General features: G+C 44.1%; 18 protein-coding genes and 1 riboswitch. Of the genes, 17 read left to right on the top strand and 1 reads right to left on the bottom strand.

Features of this window, described 5'->3' with window-relative positions; translation table 11 throughout:
• Positions 1-138: 138 nt before the first annotated feature.
• The 5 genes from ACN6KS_RS15900 (at position 139) to murB (ending at position 5,418) form a co-directional block, all read left to right on the top strand.
• Entirely contained in the window at positions 139-1,146 is a 1,008-nt protein-coding gene (locus ACN6KS_RS15900) for an ABC transporter substrate-binding protein (protein ID WP_094869120.1), read from the top strand.
• Positions 1,147-1,364: 218 nt separating this feature from the next.
• Positions 1,365-2,420, top strand: coding sequence for a FecCD family ABC transporter permease (locus ACN6KS_RS15895; RefSeq protein ID WP_440960022.1), 1,056 nt, complete (start codon positions 1,365-1,367; stop codon positions 2,418-2,420).
• Positions 2,420-3,454 carry a FecCD family ABC transporter permease gene (locus ACN6KS_RS15890; RefSeq protein WP_440960021.1) on the top strand — a complete coding sequence of 345 codons (1,035 nt, stop codon included), beginning with the start codon at positions 2,420-2,422 and terminating at the stop codon, positions 3,452-3,454. Before ACN6KS_RS15895 ends, ACN6KS_RS15890 begins: the two co-directional genes overlap by 1 nt.
• A gap of 100 nt (positions 3,455-3,554) precedes the next feature.
• Positions 3,555-4,355 carry an ABC transporter ATP-binding protein gene (locus ACN6KS_RS15885; RefSeq protein WP_094869117.1) on the top strand — a complete coding sequence of 267 codons (801 nt, stop codon included), beginning with the start codon at positions 3,555-3,557 and terminating at the stop codon, positions 4,353-4,355.
• 151 nt (positions 4,356-4,506) lie between these two features.
• The gene (gene murB / locus ACN6KS_RS15880; protein ID WP_440960020.1) at positions 4,507-5,418 is read left to right on the top strand and encodes a UDP-N-acetylmuramate dehydrogenase; all 912 of its coding nucleotides are present in this window, start codon (positions 4,507-4,509) and stop codon (positions 5,416-5,418) included.
• A 69-nt stretch (positions 5,419-5,487) separates the two neighbouring features.
• On the opposite strand, the gene ACN6KS_RS15875 is transcribed toward murB, so the two are convergent.
• Entirely contained in the window at positions 5,488-5,823 is a 336-nt protein-coding gene (locus ACN6KS_RS15875) for a hypothetical protein (protein WP_094869115.1), read from the bottom strand.
• 63 nt (positions 5,824-5,886) lie between these two features.
• On the opposite strand from ACN6KS_RS15875, the gene ACN6KS_RS15870 reads away from it, so the two are divergent.
• The 12 genes from ACN6KS_RS15870 to ACN6KS_RS15815 all read left to right on the top strand — a co-directional run bounded on the left by ACN6KS_RS15870 (position 5,887) and on the right by ACN6KS_RS15815 (position 16,080).
• Positions 5,887-6,213, top strand: coding sequence for an ATP-binding cassette domain-containing protein (locus ACN6KS_RS15870; RefSeq protein ID WP_440962409.1), 327 nt, complete (start codon positions 5,887-5,889; stop codon positions 6,211-6,213).
• Between the two features lie 102 nt (positions 6,214-6,315).
• Positions 6,316-6,359, top strand: a riboswitch (PreQ1 riboswitch).
• 151 nt (positions 6,360-6,510) lie between these two features.
• Positions 6,511-6,996: a preQ(1) synthase gene (gene queF, locus ACN6KS_RS15865; RefSeq protein WP_341136089.1), complete on the top strand. Its 486-nt coding sequence runs from the start codon at positions 6,511-6,513 to the stop codon at positions 6,994-6,996.
• A 29-nt stretch (positions 6,997-7,025) separates the two neighbouring features.
• On the top strand, positions 7,026-7,688 hold the full coding sequence (gene queC / locus ACN6KS_RS15860) for a 7-cyano-7-deazaguanine synthase QueC (protein WP_094869114.1): 663 nt from the start codon (positions 7,026-7,028) through the stop codon (positions 7,686-7,688).
• Positions 7,688-8,170, top strand: a complete 483-nt coding sequence (locus ACN6KS_RS15855) for a 6-pyruvoyl trahydropterin synthase family protein (protein WP_440960019.1) — start codon at positions 7,688-7,690, stop codon at positions 8,168-8,170. Before queC ends, ACN6KS_RS15855 begins: the two co-directional genes overlap by 1 nt.
• Positions 8,163-8,885 (top strand): 7-carboxy-7-deazaguanine synthase QueE, encoded by a 723-nt coding sequence (queE, locus tag ACN6KS_RS15850; RefSeq protein ID WP_440960018.1) that lies wholly within the window; start codon positions 8,163-8,165, stop codon positions 8,883-8,885. Before ACN6KS_RS15855 ends, queE begins: the two co-directional genes overlap by 8 nt.
• Positions 8,886-9,015: 130 nt before the next feature.
• Positions 9,016-9,540: a cysteine hydrolase family protein gene (locus tag ACN6KS_RS15845; RefSeq protein WP_094875757.1), complete on the top strand. Its 525-nt coding sequence runs from the start codon at positions 9,016-9,018 to the stop codon at positions 9,538-9,540.
• A complete protein-coding gene (locus ACN6KS_RS15840; protein ID WP_256989728.1) occupies positions 9,541-10,359 on the top strand; it encodes a VanW family protein in 819 nt (272 codons plus the stop codon). It begins immediately after the preceding gene.
• A gap of 162 nt (positions 10,360-10,521) precedes the next feature.
• The gene (locus tag ACN6KS_RS15835) at positions 10,522-11,436 is read left to right on the top strand and encodes a DMT family transporter (RefSeq protein ID WP_440960017.1); all 915 of its coding nucleotides are present in this window, start codon (positions 10,522-10,524) and stop codon (positions 11,434-11,436) included.
• Between the two features lie 32 nt (positions 11,437-11,468).
• Positions 11,469-12,311 (top strand): class I SAM-dependent methyltransferase, encoded by an 843-nt coding sequence (locus tag ACN6KS_RS15830; protein WP_440960016.1) that lies wholly within the window; start codon positions 11,469-11,471, stop codon positions 12,309-12,311.
• A gap of 203 nt (positions 12,312-12,514) precedes the next feature.
• A complete protein-coding gene (locus ACN6KS_RS15825; protein WP_440960015.1) occupies positions 12,515-14,014 on the top strand; it encodes a sugar ABC transporter ATP-binding protein in 1,500 nt (499 codons plus the stop codon).
• Between the two features lie 32 nt (positions 14,015-14,046).
• Complete coding sequence (locus ACN6KS_RS15820) at positions 14,047-15,039, top strand: ABC transporter permease (RefSeq protein ID WP_094869107.1); 993 nt, start codon at positions 14,047-14,049, stop codon at positions 15,037-15,039.
• 60 nt (positions 15,040-15,099) lie between these two features.
• A complete protein-coding gene (locus ACN6KS_RS15815; protein WP_440960014.1) occupies positions 15,100-16,080 on the top strand; it encodes an ABC transporter substrate-binding protein in 981 nt (326 codons plus the stop codon).
• Positions 16,081-16,119: the final 39 nt, after the last annotated feature.

Here is a 16,119-nt window from a genome sequence, read left to right as displayed (position 1 = left end):
AAGGAAAATGCTGCAAATCAACAAAATTTTAAATTTATAGGTTGACACAGAGAATGAGAATCAATATCATTTAAAAGTGAGACAGAGGTAAACAACACCTTTGAATATCAAAGCAGGTATACATTAGGAGGGTTTTTAATGTTTTCGTTAAACAGAAAAAGATTTGGTAGCATGAAATTGACGATGATCGGACTAATAGTGATGACGCTATTCCTATCCGCTTGCGGTAATAATAATGCTGAAAGTTCATCCAATGCAGGAACGGAGCCTACAACAGCGCCTACTGCAGAAGCTACAGAAGCACCGGCAGCACCAAAAACGTTAACGGATGCGATGGGGCATGAAGTAACGATCCCTGCTAATCCTGGGCGTGTTCTGGGTTCTTATTTGGAAGATTCTTTGGTAACGCTGGGTGTGACTCCAGTAGCCCAATGGTCTGTGCCAAATGGCGTTCAGGATTATCTGGCTGCTGAATTGAAAGATGTCCCTACCATTAGCTACGATCTTCCATTGGAGGCAGTAACCAGCTTCGCTCCGGATCTGATTCTTATCCCATCGGAGTCTTCCGTACAGAATGGTATCTACGACCAATTGAATAAGATTGCACCGACTTATGTGATCGGGGATAAGCTAAATCAAGATTGGCGTAAATCGCTACTCAAGATTGGTGAAATTCTGAACAAAACCCCTGAAGCAGAGAAAGCCATTAAAGATTATGAAGACAAAGCGGCGGCTGCGAAAGAAAAGCTTAAAGGAGCTATTGGAGAAGAGTCCGTGGCGATTTTATGGCTGGTACAAAAAAACTTCTATATTGTAGACGAAACTCGCAGCAGTGGTGCTGTATTATATACAGACCTTGGTGTAAAGCTGCCTAACTTAGTAACAGAAATTCCTGTGGGTACAAGAGCTACTTGGAATCCAATTTCGCTGGAGAAGCTTTCTGAGCTGACTGCAGATCATATTATCCTTGTAAATAGTGATAAGACTGAGGGTTCGGAGATTCTGGACAGTGCCATTTGGAAAGGCATCCCGGCTGTAAAAGCTGGTAATGTGCATGAAATGAGCTCAACAAGCAGTTGGCTTTACAGTGGTGCGAACGCTGGTGGCAAAATCATTGACGATGTGTTAACAAGTCTTGTGAAATAAAAGTCGTAATTCACCATGAATGAGACTGCTCATTTGGGTGGGGAAGGGCGTGCAGATCAGTATCTTAGATACAAAGATCTGCACCATTTTTTTATAAACTACGCCCATATTACGGGAAAATCGCTCCTGCAATTGTACAACATTAATTTTTTTGCGATAATGAGAATGATTGTTGTTATCATATAGACTATTGTAACTATCGATTAAGGAGACGACTCATGGTTTCACCCTCAGATTTCGCACATCGTAATAAAAATGATACACAAAAAGCTATACATACCCGACCGGCAGCTGCGATGGGTATTCTAGTGATTGGACTCGCTGCCATTGCCTTTGGACTGGCACTTTCGGTCTCAGTGGGTGCGGCAGATATCAAGCTAGCTACGATATGGGAAGCAATATTTCATTTCAATCCAGATGTACAAAAACATCAGGTGATAAGAGAACTGCGATTTCCACGCGCGATAGCAGGTGCTTTGGTTGGGGCTTGCTTCGCAGTAGCAGGGGCAATCATGCAGGGAATGACAAGGAACCCACTTGCGGATTCAGGTCTGCTCGGCTTGAATGCGGGAGCGGGTGTAGCGCTTGCTATAGTATTTGCTTTTGCACCTTCGCTCTCCTTCACTACACTTATGTTGTTTTGTTTTATTGGTGCCGCAGTTGCTTCTTTTATCGTATTCGGAATTGGGTCGCTTTCCTTTAATGGCCTGACACCGTTGCGGTTGACACTTGCGGGCTCTGCTGTCAGCGCATTACTAGTTGCTGTTAGCCAGGGCATAGCGATTCTTTTTAACTTATCTCAGGATATAGCTTTTTGGTTAGCTGGTGGAATGGGAGGAGCTAGCTGGACTCAGATCAAAATCATTTTCCCTTGGGTGTTTGTGGCATTAATTGCAGCGATGATGTTATCGCGTTCCGTCACATTGCTCAGTTTAGGTAAGGAAGTGGCCGTTGGTCTGGGGCAGCGGACTCGATTAGTCCAGTTGGCATGTATGATTGTTGTAGTCGTTCTTGCCGGAAGTGCAGTATCCATGGTTGGCCCGATTGCTTTTATAGGACTAATTATTCCACATGTTACGCGTTATTTCGTGGGGGTAGATTATCGCTGGATTATTCCTTGCTCGGCAGTACTTGGGAGCTTATTGATTATCTTTGCGGATATCGCCGCTAGAATGATCAATGCACCTTATGAAACGCCGCTAGGCGCTTTAATTGCCATTATCGGGGTACCCTTCTTCATTTACTTGGCGAGTAAGCGGAAGGGGGAGCTGTAATGCACAGATTAACCCTTTCTCCATTTGAAAAAGAACGCCGCAAACGCGTGCTTACAGTATTATCGCTCCTAGCTATACTGATCGTCGTCATGTTTATTATCAGTATGAATACAGGGTTTATGCGCCTATCCCCATTGGAGGTATTACATACACTGCTGGGAGATGGAACACATCAGCAAAAGCTTATTTTATTTGATTTTAGATTACCTCGCATCGTAATTTCACTGTTGGTTGGAGCGGGCTTTGCAGTGTCAGGCTGTATCTTACAGAGTCTCGCACGAAATGCACTTGCTGAGCCGGCTACGCTGGGCATAAGTGCGGGTGCAGGTTTTGCGGTAATCATTTTCATCTCGTTTTTTCCGGCTACAACAGCAGCTCCGGTATTCGTCTTGCCGCTCTTAGCGCTTGGAGGGGCTAGCTTAACCGCCGCTTTAATCTATCTTCTCGCTTATCGGAAAGCAGATGGTCTATCTCCAACAAGGTTGATCCTTATCGGGATTGCGGTCGCTGCCGGAATTAATGCTTGCCAGCTTGTGTTGGTACTTCGGCTTGATCCTAATAATTATCAATTTGTAGCGACTTGGATCGCCGGTAAAATATGGGGTGGGGATTGGAGATTTGTCCTTGCTCTGTTACCTTGGATAGTGATTTTGTTACCGTTTGCCTTCTATAAAGCACGGATTCTTAATGTATTGAATCTAGGCGATCATACTTCACTAGGGCTTGGAATGAGAGTGGAGAAGGAGCGTATTCTTCTACTCATGACAGCAGTGGCGCTTGCCGGCTCCTGCGTTGCTGTAAGCGGAGGTATAGGCTTCGTTGGACTGATAGCACCACACTTGGCTCGCAGGCTCGTAGGGCCCCGTCATCAGGTATTATTGCCGGCTAGTGCGTTGACAGGGGCACTCCTTATGATTACTGCCGATACGATCGGCAGATGGGTATTACAACCTGCAGAAGTTCCCACGGGCATTGTGGTTGCAATTATTGGCGCACCTTACTTTTTATATTTACTCGCCAAATCAAAAGCGTGAGTATAGCTCCATACAACGTAGCGCGTGCTTACGAAGCGAAATTTATTATGTAGTTCATTCTAGGAGCATAGCTCCATAAAACTTATAAGGAGTTGTTATCATGTCAGAACGTTTGAATACAGAAGAATTAAGTATTGGGTATGCAGAGGCTACAATTGTTAAAGGATTGAACTTGACTATCCCTACGGGAAAAATCACTGCACTAGTGGGCGCTAACGGCTCCGGTAAATCTACAATCCTCAAAACGATGGCTCGGATCATGAAGCCTAAGAGCGGCAGTGTAATGCTAGACGGCAAATCAATCCATAACTTTTCAACGAAAGAGGTAGCTCGTCAACTTGCGATTTTACCGCAAAACCCAACAGCTCCAGACGGTCTAACGGTTTCTGAGCTTGTCAGCTACGGTCGTTTCCCCCATCAAAAAGGTTTCGGTACAATGACCGCAGAGGATCGCAACATTATCTCGAACGCAATCTCCGTTACGGGGATGGAACCATTCCATGATCGTCCAATTGACCGTCTATCGGGTGGACAACGTCAACGCGCTTGGATCGCTATGGCATTGGCACAAGAGACGGATATTTTGTTCTTAGACGAACCAACAACATTTCTAGATATGGCTCACCAGCTTGAAGTCCTACAGCTTCTGCAAAAGCTGAATGAGGAAGAAGGGCGTACCATTATCATGGTCGTGCATGATTTGAATCATGCTACTCGTTATGCGCAGCATATGGTAGCTATCAAGTCGGGGACTGTGATTAGTGAAGGATCACCTACTGAGGTTATGACCCCAAATGTATTGCGCGAAGTGTTTGGCATTGAAGCAGATATTGTTCCAGATCCACGTACGGGAGTGCCACTGTGCCTTCCTTACGAGCTTGCTGCCTATAAAGCGGTGTAATCATATTCGAGAATCATACAACGAACAGGCTCCCGTCATTGACAAGGGAGCCTGTTCGTTGTTACAGTTGGGGTTGCCTACAAATCCATGATACCACTACTAAAAATAGATTAAGGACCATCATTTATACATGGTTAAAGGAGCATGAAACATGAATATTGACAAAATTCAAAATGACCTAGAGCAGTTAATGACTGCAGGAATTGTGAAGAGTCATGAGAACTTAAAAGATCACGTGTATACCAAAATGGGCGGTAAAGCAGATATTTTGGCAGCACCAGCTACTTATGAGGAAATTCAAAAGATTGTTACATATGCGGAACAGAATGGGATCACCCTTACGGTACTTGGGAACGGTTCGAATGTGATTATCCGCGATGGCGGTGTACGTGGAATCGTTCTGCAGACGGCAGGACTAACGGATGTGGGGATTCGAGACAATCTCTTATATGCGGAGTGCGGCGCTAAGATTATTGATGTTTCCAGATATGCGCTGGATATGGAGCTTACGGGTCTTGAGTTCGCCTGTGGCATTCCAGGAACGGTTGGTGGAGCGTTATACATGAACGCAGGCGCTTACGGCGGAGAAATTAAAGATGTACTGCATAGTGCGCTAGCTATAACTAAGAGCGGACAATTGGTGACTCTGCAAGGGGATGAGCTGCAATGGGGTTATAGAAAAAGCGTGTTCGCAAGCGGTGAATACATCGTACTTGAGGCCAATTTTGCTATGACTTCAGGTGATGCATTAGCCATCAAGTCGAAAATGGATGAACTTACTTACCTGCGTGAATCCAAGCAACCGCTTGAGTATCCTTCCTGTGGTAGTGTCTTTAAACGTCCTCCAGGTCGGTTTGCAGGTCAGTTAATTCAAGAGAGTGGCTTGCAGGGAACAAGAATCGGTGGTGCTGAGGTATCCAAGAAGCATGCAGGGTTTATTGTAAATGCAGATCATGCAACTGCCAGTGATTACATCGGGTTAATTCACCATGTAAGGGCGACTGTGATGGATAAATTCGGTGTGGAGCTGGAAACTGAAGTGGAGATCATTGGAGAAGAGTAACTTATTGATCGTATAAATCGAAAGAGCCCCAAATTTACTGCGGGCTCTTTTGCTGTTATTACATCTTGCTTAATTTATTGAGAGGGTATATTTAGCTCGATCTGTCGTAATTTCCGCCTTACGATCCCCTATGTCCTCAATCCGAAGCCCGTCAATAGCTAAGTCATAGGTGGAGTGTGGTAGCGATACTAGCTCACCATCGGCGTTTAAAGTGCTGCCAAATCCTTTTAATATTACTGCACTCCCTAGATAATCATCGATAACATCCTCCGCACTCCGAAACTCAACGGCCTCTAGATTAAAATGAATTTTATCCAGATCACGAAGCTCTTTCTTTTCAATTACAATAGTTTCATTCACATGACTGTTAATCCAGTCCATAAGTTTCTGTATACTTTGTTCCATTAGATGAGCCCACCTTTACCTCGAAGATTATTAAGTTTAAGTTACCCTTTTCTTAGGATTTGAATCCATATTTCTGCTATATTAGAACGAATTACTTTTGCTGTGAAAAAGGGCGAGGCCTTTGGGTTTCTAGGTCCCAAGGGTGCTGGGAAGACAACAACAATGTGTATGATGACAGGTCTACTTCAGTCTACAAGCGGAGAAAATTTAATTAATGGCATGAATATTTCACATCATAAAAAAGAAATTCATGCTCAAATTGGTGTTGTTTACGAGCTTCCGAATCTATACATGCGTAGTTCTATTCGAAATAATCTGGACCTGTTCGCTGATCTGTATAGGGTAGCAGGAAATCGAGTGAATGAAGTCATGGAAACTCCAACTGTTTGACAAGGGAAAAGCTAAGGCAAAGCGTAGAACTTGTCAGGAGCAGGTTACCCATGGTATAGTTCAAGACGCAATATGCTTAAAGAAGAAGTCTGCACGGATGATGCAGGAGAGGTTCGCGAACTCCCTCTATAAAAAACTAAGAGTATATTAAATCATATAAGCGGATGCGCTCCTTTACCGGGACGTTGCTTCCGTTTCTTCTTAGTGGAGCCAAGTTTTCGAAATCTCGTTCTTCTTTCCATTACCGGCCAAGGCCGAAGGAAAAGAGAGGGGTTTTTTGTCGTGTCAGAAGGAAGAATGAAAAAGGAAATGCAAGAGGTTACTTTGCTTGGGAATCAGGGAACGCAGTACCAGTTTGGTTATGATCCAGATATTCTAGAGGTGTTTGATAACAAACATCCTGGGCGTGATTATTTTGTTAAATTCAACTGCCCTGAGTTCACAAGCTTATGTCCTGTAACAGGCCAGCCGGATTTTGCTACATTGTATATTTCATATATTCCTGAGCAGAAAATGGTGGAATCCAAATCATTAAAGCTATATTTGTTTAGCTTCCGTAACCATGGTGACTTTCATGAGGACTGTGTCAACATTATTATGAATGATCTGATCGCACTGATGGACCCTCGTTACATTGAGGTGTGGGGGAAGTTCACTCCGCGTGGAGGCATCTCTATTGACCCTTATTGCAACTATGGAAGACCGGGTACGAAGTATGAAGCGATAGCGGAGCACCGCTTAATCAATCATGACCTCTATCCGGAAAAAGTGGACAACCGCTAATCCCAATAAGTTGATAAGGAGAGATTTAGATGAATAAGAAAGCACTCGTCGTATTCAGTGGCGGACAAGATAGCACCACTTGCCTGGTATGGGCTTTGAAGCAATTTGAGGAAGTGCAGGTTGTTACCTTCAATTATAATCAGCGGCATGCGGCCGAAATCGAAGTGGCTACAGAAATAGCGGCTAAGTTTAATGTACAACAGCATATCCTAGATCTTGGGCTGCTGAATCAGCTGGCACCCAATGCACTAACCCGCCAAGATATTGATATCGTTGCTGGCGAAGGCGATGAGCTTCCTAGCACGTTTGTAGACGGACGGAATCTGTTGTTTTTATCTTTTGCGGCAATATTAGCTAAACAGCTGGATTACTCCCATATCGTTACGGGTGTCTGCCAAACGGACTTTAGCGGGTATCCGGACTGCCGTGATGTATTTGTGAAATCATTAAATGTTACGCTGAATTTATCTATGGACTATGAGTTTGCAGTACACACTCCACTGATGTGGCTGGATAAAAAAGAAACATGGAAGATGGCCGATGAACTGGGCTATTTTGATTATGTTCGCGAACACACATTAACCTGTTACAACGGCATAATTGGGAGTGGCTGTGGAACTTGTCCAGCTTGTCTTTTACGTCAGCGTGGTCTTGAACAGTATGAGGCAGAAAGAACGGAGGTTAGTTCTTAATGCTAAACGAGGTTTCAGTCTGCAAAATATTCACGTTCGACGCGGCGCATCAATTAGTGGGCCACAAGGGGAAATGCAGCAATCTGCATGGACATACTTATAAGCTCGAAGTAGTGCTCAAGGGTAAACCTATGACCGCGGAAGGCCATTCGGATGAAGGGTTTGTTATTGATTTCAGCGATATCAAAATGTCAGTACAACTAAGCCTTGTAGATCGTTTAGATCACGCTTTTCTCGCTATGGGAAATGAACCTGTATTAGAGACGTTAATGAATACTGGCTCCAAAGTAGCTTTATTGTCTTTCCGCACCACAGTTGAGAATATGTCCTCCTATATTGCCTATAAGCTGAAGCAAGCTGGGCTGCCGCTCTACGCTGTAAAGCTGTGGGAGACACCAACCTCCTGGGCAGAGGTACTGGCTGAAGATATCCCTGAGGATGGGCCATCTTACCGCTTGTATGGAGGCTGTGATTGTGAGTAAGATTCCCGTAATTGAAATGTTTGGTCCGACCATTCAAGGGGAAGGTGCGGTGATTGGTGTGAAGACGATGTTTGTCCGCACCTATGGCTGCGATTATCGCTGTGGCTGGTGTGACTCCTCTTTCACTTGGGACGGCACGGCGAAAGACAAGGTTCGAATGATGGAAGCCGATGAAATTATGAATGAACTTTTAGCTATAGCTGGAGATAATTTCGACTGTGTTACGATTTCCGGCGGTAATCCTGCTTTAATTGGTGATGGGATGGGCACTTTTATTAACCAGCTTCATGAGCGAGGGAAACAAGCGGCTATAGAAACTCAGGGCAGTAAATGGCAGGACTGGTTCAATGATGTGGATGTGCTGACCATCAGTCCGAAACCACCAAGCTCAGGGATGACGACAAATTGGGAGATGCTAGATACCATCATGCGTAAGATGGAGAATCCGGGCCGTTCTACACATAGCCTGAAAGTCGTTGTGTTTGATGACAAGGATTTTGATTATGCAAAAGACGTTCACCAGCGATATCCCAATGTGCCGCTCTTCCTGCAGCCTGGGAATGATGATGTCACTGAAGAAGGAGACATTTCTGCTCGACTTTTGGGAAGGCTGGAATGGCTGTTTAATAAAGTGATTATGGATTCAGAAATGAATAGAGTGCGAGTACTTCCACAGTTGCATGCTTTAATCTGGCATAATAAACGCGGTAAGTAAAAAGGATTGTAATGATGTGGGTGTCTGCTTAGCAGATGCCCTTTTTTTGTTGATTGGAGTCTTTAAATAGGTAGATAGAGTGTCCCATAATCTGGTATTATTTTTGTAAAAGCTCTAGGAGGTTATCCACTTGGAAAATTCAACTGCACTATTAATTATTGATGTTCAAGAAGCTATGTTCTCCTACCCTGATCAAAAGCTGTACGATGAAGAGGGGGTGATGGAGAGAATTATTTCCCTTCAGCACAAAGCTAGGGTGGCAGGCACTCCAATTGTTTATGTCCAACATACAGAAGATGAGGAATATACAAAAGGAACGCCCACGTGGCAGATTAGTCATCGTATCACACCGCAGGAAGGCGAAGTTATTGTGGAGAAGCCTACTTGGGATGCTTTTCACCGAACCGTACTGCAAGATGAGCTACAGAAGCTGGGGATCACGAATCTGGTGATTTGTGGAATGCAAAGTGAGTTCTGTCTAGATACGACGATAAGACGCGCATACAGCATGGGCTATAAAAGTGTATTGGTTTCAGACGCTCATAGCACCTTTGATAACAAAATGCTGAATAGTGAACAGATCGTTAAGCATCATAATGCCCTGCTTGGAGGGAGATTCGCCCAGTTACGAGCTGAAAGCGAGGTTCAGTTCTAGATGAATACCTCTCAGGCTGCCATGAAACCTATTCAGCGTTCTCGACTTAGACTATTTGCCGGAAAGCGATATTTTATTTACAAAAGATATCTGAAATGGTGTACTAGCCGCAGCAAGGTGGCGAAGCAACGCACTAGTGAAGTTTTATCTAATGAAGTGATGACTCATGCTACACCGTTATTAAGAAGTCTACGGAATGTAGATATGGTGCTTCAATACAATAAAATAACCAATTTACGTCTGGCGATAGCGAAACTGGATGGACTTATGGTGCGGCCGGGGGAGACTTTTTCTTACTGGAGAAGCATTGGAAAGCCCACGAAGCGAAAAGGGTATCTGGAGGGAATGGTGCTGCATTATGGTGGGTTCCATTCCGGGGTTGGCGGAGGCTTATGCCAGCTGTCCAATCTGATCTACTGGATGACACTGCATACACCTCTTACGGTTACGGAACGGCATCGGCACAGCTATGATGTTTTTCCAGATGAACAGCGTACACAGCCATTTGGAAGCGGGGCCACCTGTTCTTATAATTATTTGGACCTTCAAGTGAAGAATAATACGAATCAAGCCTATCAATTAAAGCTCTGGCTGGATGACAGCCATTTACATGGGGAATGGAGATGCGAGGAGCAATCCCTTTATAAATATGAAGTGTACGAAAGTGATCATCGAATTAGTCTAGAACCTTGGGGAGGCTATATACGCAGTAACAAGATTAGTCGAAAAGTATATACACGTACCGGCGACCTAATTGGAGATGAAGATGTAACCGATAATTATGCGCTTATGATGTATTCCCCGCTTCTTCATGGATAAGAGCCAACAGGATCTTACGCGTACCCATAAAGCATGAGCTCTCGTCAGAAATGACGTGGCGTATGCTTTTTTTAGTGAAATCTAATGAAAATAGATGCATTTTTTTACGGTCTGCGTTAAATTAACATAAGTGACTTTAGATATTGAAAGGACGCGTACCATGTGAATCTTAAAAAACCGCCACTTCCTATTCCAATATTAATGTTGATTGGGATTGTGGCCATCTCATTTTCTGCTATTTTTATTAAATGGTCTGCAGCACCAGCGTCTATTCAAGGCATGTATCGGCTGTTATTCACCTCGCTATTGATGTTGCCTTTTGCACGACCATATAGTGGAGCAGCGGTTGCGCTTCGTAAAAAGGACTGGATCATGTTAGTGCTCTCAGGCACTATGCTTGCTCTACATTTTTTGCTTTGGATGGGCTCTTTGAAGTATACTTCGGTAGCTAGTTCAACGATGATTATGGCGCTGGAGCCCGTATTTATTATGCTGGGCGTTTATTTTTTGTATAAGGAAAAAACGGCTGCGTCTGCTATTCTGGGACTGAGTATTGCTATTGGTGGTGTAGTATTTATCGGCTGGGGAGATATTGGAATCTCTGCGGATAATCTTAAAGGCGATTTGTTATCGGTTGGAGGTACTGTAGCGGTAGCTGTGCATATGCTTATCGGTCAAAAGCTAGTGGTGCGTATGCCTTCCTATTTGTATAGCTTGATAGTCTTCTTGTCAGCAGCTGGCGTGTTTGCCATATACAATCTGTTCATGGGGATTTCCTTCTTTAATTATCCTGCGAATGAGTGGGGGATTTTCATATTGCTAGCTGTGGTACCCACGGTATTTGGGCATACTTTATTTAATTGGCTACTTCAGTATGTATCCGCAACTACGGTATCCATGAACATCTTAGGAGAACCCGTGGGTGCTAGCATCCTAGCTTTTCTGCTCTTAGGTGAACAATTAACAGCGCTGCAATGGGCTGGAGGACTGTTAGTCATGTTTGGACTCGGTGTATATTTGTACGCTGGAAGAAAGAAAACTATTCGGGTGGCAGATACCATTCAGAATGCTTCATAACAGATATTTTAATCATAAAGGGGTCACAAGGAATGGAAGAACAAGATCACAATGTAGAACTACCTTCTGGAAAAGGCACAGGGCCAACCAGTGAGGAACTATGGAACGAAGACACATACACAGCTTGGGTTACTCGATTTGGTACACCTTCAGAAGCAGCAGCCAAATTAATCAAGGAACCAAGTGCGAAGCTGTACCCGCTCTCTTCTTATTTTGGAGAAGTAAAGGGTAAAAAGATGATGAATCTCATGGGATCAAATGGCATGAAGGCCGTCGCTTTGTCTTTACTTGGAGCGGACGTAACCGTTGCCGATTTCTCGGAAGCAAATGCGCGTTATGCCGCTGATCTCGCACAAGAAGCGGGTGTTCAGCTTACCTACATCGTATCAGATGTTCTTAAGCTTCCAGATCACGTCCTAGATGGTTCATATGACATCGTATTTGCTGAGTTAGGAATTATGCACTACTTTACCGATCTTGCACCGTTTATGGAAACCGTCCGTCGTTTACTTTTTCCTGGTGGGATTTTTGTTCTGCGTGATTTCCATCCAGTGACAACTAAGCTTATAATCTCGAAGGGATCTACGGCTAAGATTCGCAAGCACAAAGTTAGTGGGGATTATTTCGATACAACATTGGAAGAAAAGAAGGTCTCGTATTCCAAGTATTTGCCTTCCACAGGCAAATCTGTAGGCGAACAGGAACATAGCGTTGTCTATTGGCGCCGCTGGACGCTTGGAGAAATCGTTACTGCCGCTGCTAGTTCTGGACTTGTGATCCGCCAATTGGCCGAAGAGCCCAATCTATCCTCGGATGTTTTTGATAAAGGAATCCCAAAGACGTACACCTTGGTGGCTGGAAAGGGTTTGAATTAATAATTCTTATAAAAGACTGCATCGTCCATGAAAAGACGGTGCAGTCTTTTTTGCTTGCTTTAAAACATAAAATTTTAAACTTTTTTGCGGAGAATATTCCATTACATTTGAAGCCTATAGGCAATACAATAATTTTACATTCAATATTGAAAGCGATTACTTCAATAAAAAAGCACTCCTAAAGGATTTGAGGTGGAGATGAAATGGACGAATTATTACTACGAATGGCGGGGATTGATAAATTTTTCCCCGGTGTTCACGCATTGAATCAATGTCAATTTGAGCTGAAGCGCGGGGAAGTGCATGCATTAGTTGGTGAAAATGGCGCAGGAAAATCTACATTAATGAAGATTGCAACAGGAGTCTATTCCAAGGATGCGGGGCAGATGTGGTACAAGGGATCTGAGGTGGAGATTGCCAATACTCGCGCTGCGCAGGAACTGGGGATTAGTATTATCCATCAGGAACTGAATCTAATGCCGCATCTTACAGTGGCCCAAAATATATTTATTGGTCGTGAGCCGCGTAAGGCACTGAAATGGTTCGTTGATGATCTGGAGCTTAATCGTAAGGTGCAGGAACTGTTTGATCAGATGAATCTAAAACTGGATCCGAAGACTTTGGTCTCAGATCTGACAGTTGCTAATCAGCAAATGGTTGAAATCGCAAAAGCTTTGTCTTTCAATGCGGAGGTACTGATTATGGATGAACCAACTGCAGCGTTGACAGATACGGAAATTAACGAGTTATTCCGTATGATTGAGCAATTACGAGAAGAAGGTGTAGGTATTATATACATTTCTCACCGCATGGATGAGTTGAAACGGATCACAGATCGCATTACAGTCATGCGGGATGGTTGTTACGTGGATACTGTTCGGACGGATTCAATAACCATTGATCAGATTATTAGCATGATGGTCGGTAGAGAACTCTATCAAACGTCAAAGCCGACGATTTCCAAACAGACGCAGCAAGTCGTTCTGGAGGTTCAAAATCTTTCTAGCGGGCAGTTGTTGAAGGATATCAGCTTTCATCTGAATAAGGGTGAGATTCTGGGTTTCGCAGGATTAATGGGAGCTGGACGTACTGAGGTTGTTCGCGCAGTATTTGGGGCTGATCCTATCGATAAAGGTGAGATTAAGCTGCATGGAAATACGGTACGTATACGACATCCTCATCAAGCAGTGCAGCAGGGTATTGGCTATTTGTCCGAAGATCGCAAACGCTACGGACTGCTTGTAGAGATGGACATTAGCATGAATAATGCGATGGCTTCCTTCTATAAGTTCCGCAATGCCTTCGGATGGATGAGGGATCGCGAGATGCGAAAGACAGCGGAGCAACATGTGGAAGCACTAGCAACCAAGACACCAAGTATAAGTCAAAAAGTCAAATTCTTATCCGGTGGCAATCAGCAAAAAGTGGTTATCGGTAAATGGTTGACGAGAGACTGCGATGTGCTGATTTTCGACGAACCGACACGTGGAATTGATGTAGGGGCGAAAAGTGAGATCTATAAGTTGCTTGATCAGCTGGCCAGCGAAGGAAAAGCGATCATTATAGTCTCTTCAGATCTCCCAGAGATTCTAAGAATGAGCCATCGCATTATTGTCATGTGTGAAGGACGTATAACCGGAGAACTAACCGCAGAAGAAGCATCGCAAGAAGCAATTATGAAATATGCGACGATGCGTTCATAATCGTTCAAGAGTTTATCGGAGGTGTCAAGGTCATGAAGATCGCAGATCAAGGGATTAGCCAACCTATCGGCTCGAAGCAAACCGGGGCGCAATCAGGGTTCAAACAAAAATTATTGGCATTCGCAAGTTTGATCATATTGGTCATCGTATTTTCGGTAGCCTCAAGTAACTTTTTTCAATTCTCTAATCTAGTTGGAATTCTGGTCTCTACTGCTGTAATTGGAGTATTAGCTCTAGGCGCAACCTTTGTAATTATTACAGGTGGGATCGATCTTGCTTTGGGTACGGTGATGACCTTCTCCTCCGTGATGGTTGGCGTCTTCATTACATTCTGGGGTCTACCCGTTCCACTCGGTATTGTAGGCGGGATTCTAGCTGGTGCACTATGTGGCTTTATCAGCGGTTTAATGGTGGCGAAAATGAATATTCCACCTTTCATTGCTACGCTGGCGATCATGATGATTACTAAAGGATTATCACTGGTCATAACGGGTGCTAAGCCTATTTATTTCAATGATGATCCGATCTTTGCCAAGATTGCTATGGGTAAGATGATCCCAGGCATTCCGAATACCATCATTATCTTCTTATTGCTCGGAATTATCGCAAGCATCATATTGTCGAAGACCATTATTGGGCGCTATAATTTTGCGCTTGGCAGCAATGAAGAAGCGACTCGCTTATCCGGTGTAAATACGGTCAAATGGAAGATTGTAATCTACACCATCACAGGGATCTTCAGTGGAATCGCTGGTATCCTGATGGCCTCACGACTTAATTCAGCGCAGCCGTCACTTGGCACCGGTTATGAATTAGAAGCTATAGCGGCTGTCGTCATTGGAGGCACATCTTTAAGCGGGGGCGTAGGATCTATTCTAGGTACGATTATTGGTGCACTGATTATGAGTGTACTGACGAATGGCTTACAGATTATGTCCGTTGCTCAGGAATGGCGGACAGTCATTGTCGGTGTTGTCATCATCATCGCAGTGTATGCTGATATTCTTCGCAGACGGAAGCAATGAAAGAGGTATTATCTCCATACGGAGTGATATACAAAGCAAATGACGAGGGGGAAGATTTAAATGAAACAACGTCGAAAAGGGATTATTATGCTTGCCAGTTTGTTACTGGCTACTACCTTACTTGGTGCTTGTAACAACAGTGATAGCAACAAGAGTGCATCCGGTTCAGACAAACCCTATATCCCAGTCATTTCAAAAGGCTTCCAGCATCAATTCTGGCAAGCGGTGAAGCAAGGAGCCGAGAAGGCTGCCAAGGAGTTTAATGTCGAGATTACGTTTGAAGGCCCTGAAAACGAGAGTCAGGTAGATAAACAAATTGAGATGCTTCAGACGGCGCTAGATAAGAAACCAGCAGCAATCGCGCTAGCAGCTCTCGATAGCAAAGCAGCGATTCCATATCTGGAAAAGGCAAAGGAAAACAATATTCCAATCATTGGCTTTGACTCTGGTGTAGATAGCGATATCCCTGTAGCAACAGCAGCGACGGACAATAAAGCAGCCGCCGCTTTAGCAGCTGATAAAATGGCGGAGTTGATTGGCAAGAAAGGTAAAGTAGGTCTAGTAGTACATGACCAAACAAGCAGCACAGGTCAACAACGTCGTGATGGTTTCTTAGAACAAATGAAAGCGAAATATCCAGATATTGAAGTATTAGAGCCGCAATATGGCGGCGGAGATCAGTTGAAGTCCACGGATCTTGCAAAAGCGATGATGCAGGCCAATCCGGATCTTAAAGGGATCTATGGCTCAAACGAAGGCTCTGCGGTAGGTGTGGCTAATGCCGTAAATGAATTGCAGATGGGTGGAAAGATTGTGGTCATCGGATTTGACTCTGGTAAACAGTTAATGGATGCCATTCGTAGTGGTGTTGTGGCTGGCGCGGTTACACAGGACCCTATTGGGATTGGTTATCAAGCGGTGAAGGCGGCTGTGCAGGCGTTTAAAGGGGAAACCGTAGAAAAGAATATTGACACCGGGTTTCATTGGTACGATAAGAACAATATGGATTCCGATGAGATCAAACCTCTGCTATACGAATAGAAGCTACTTATAATAGAGGTTGCCTTAAATAGGCAACCT

This window comes from Paenibacillus nitricinens, assembly GCF_052056485.1.
Taxonomy (GTDB): Bacteria; Bacillota; Bacilli; order Paenibacillales; family Paenibacillaceae; genus Paenibacillus_AQ; species Paenibacillus_AQ nitricinens.
This window is presented reverse-complemented; position numbering and strand designations above follow the sequence as displayed.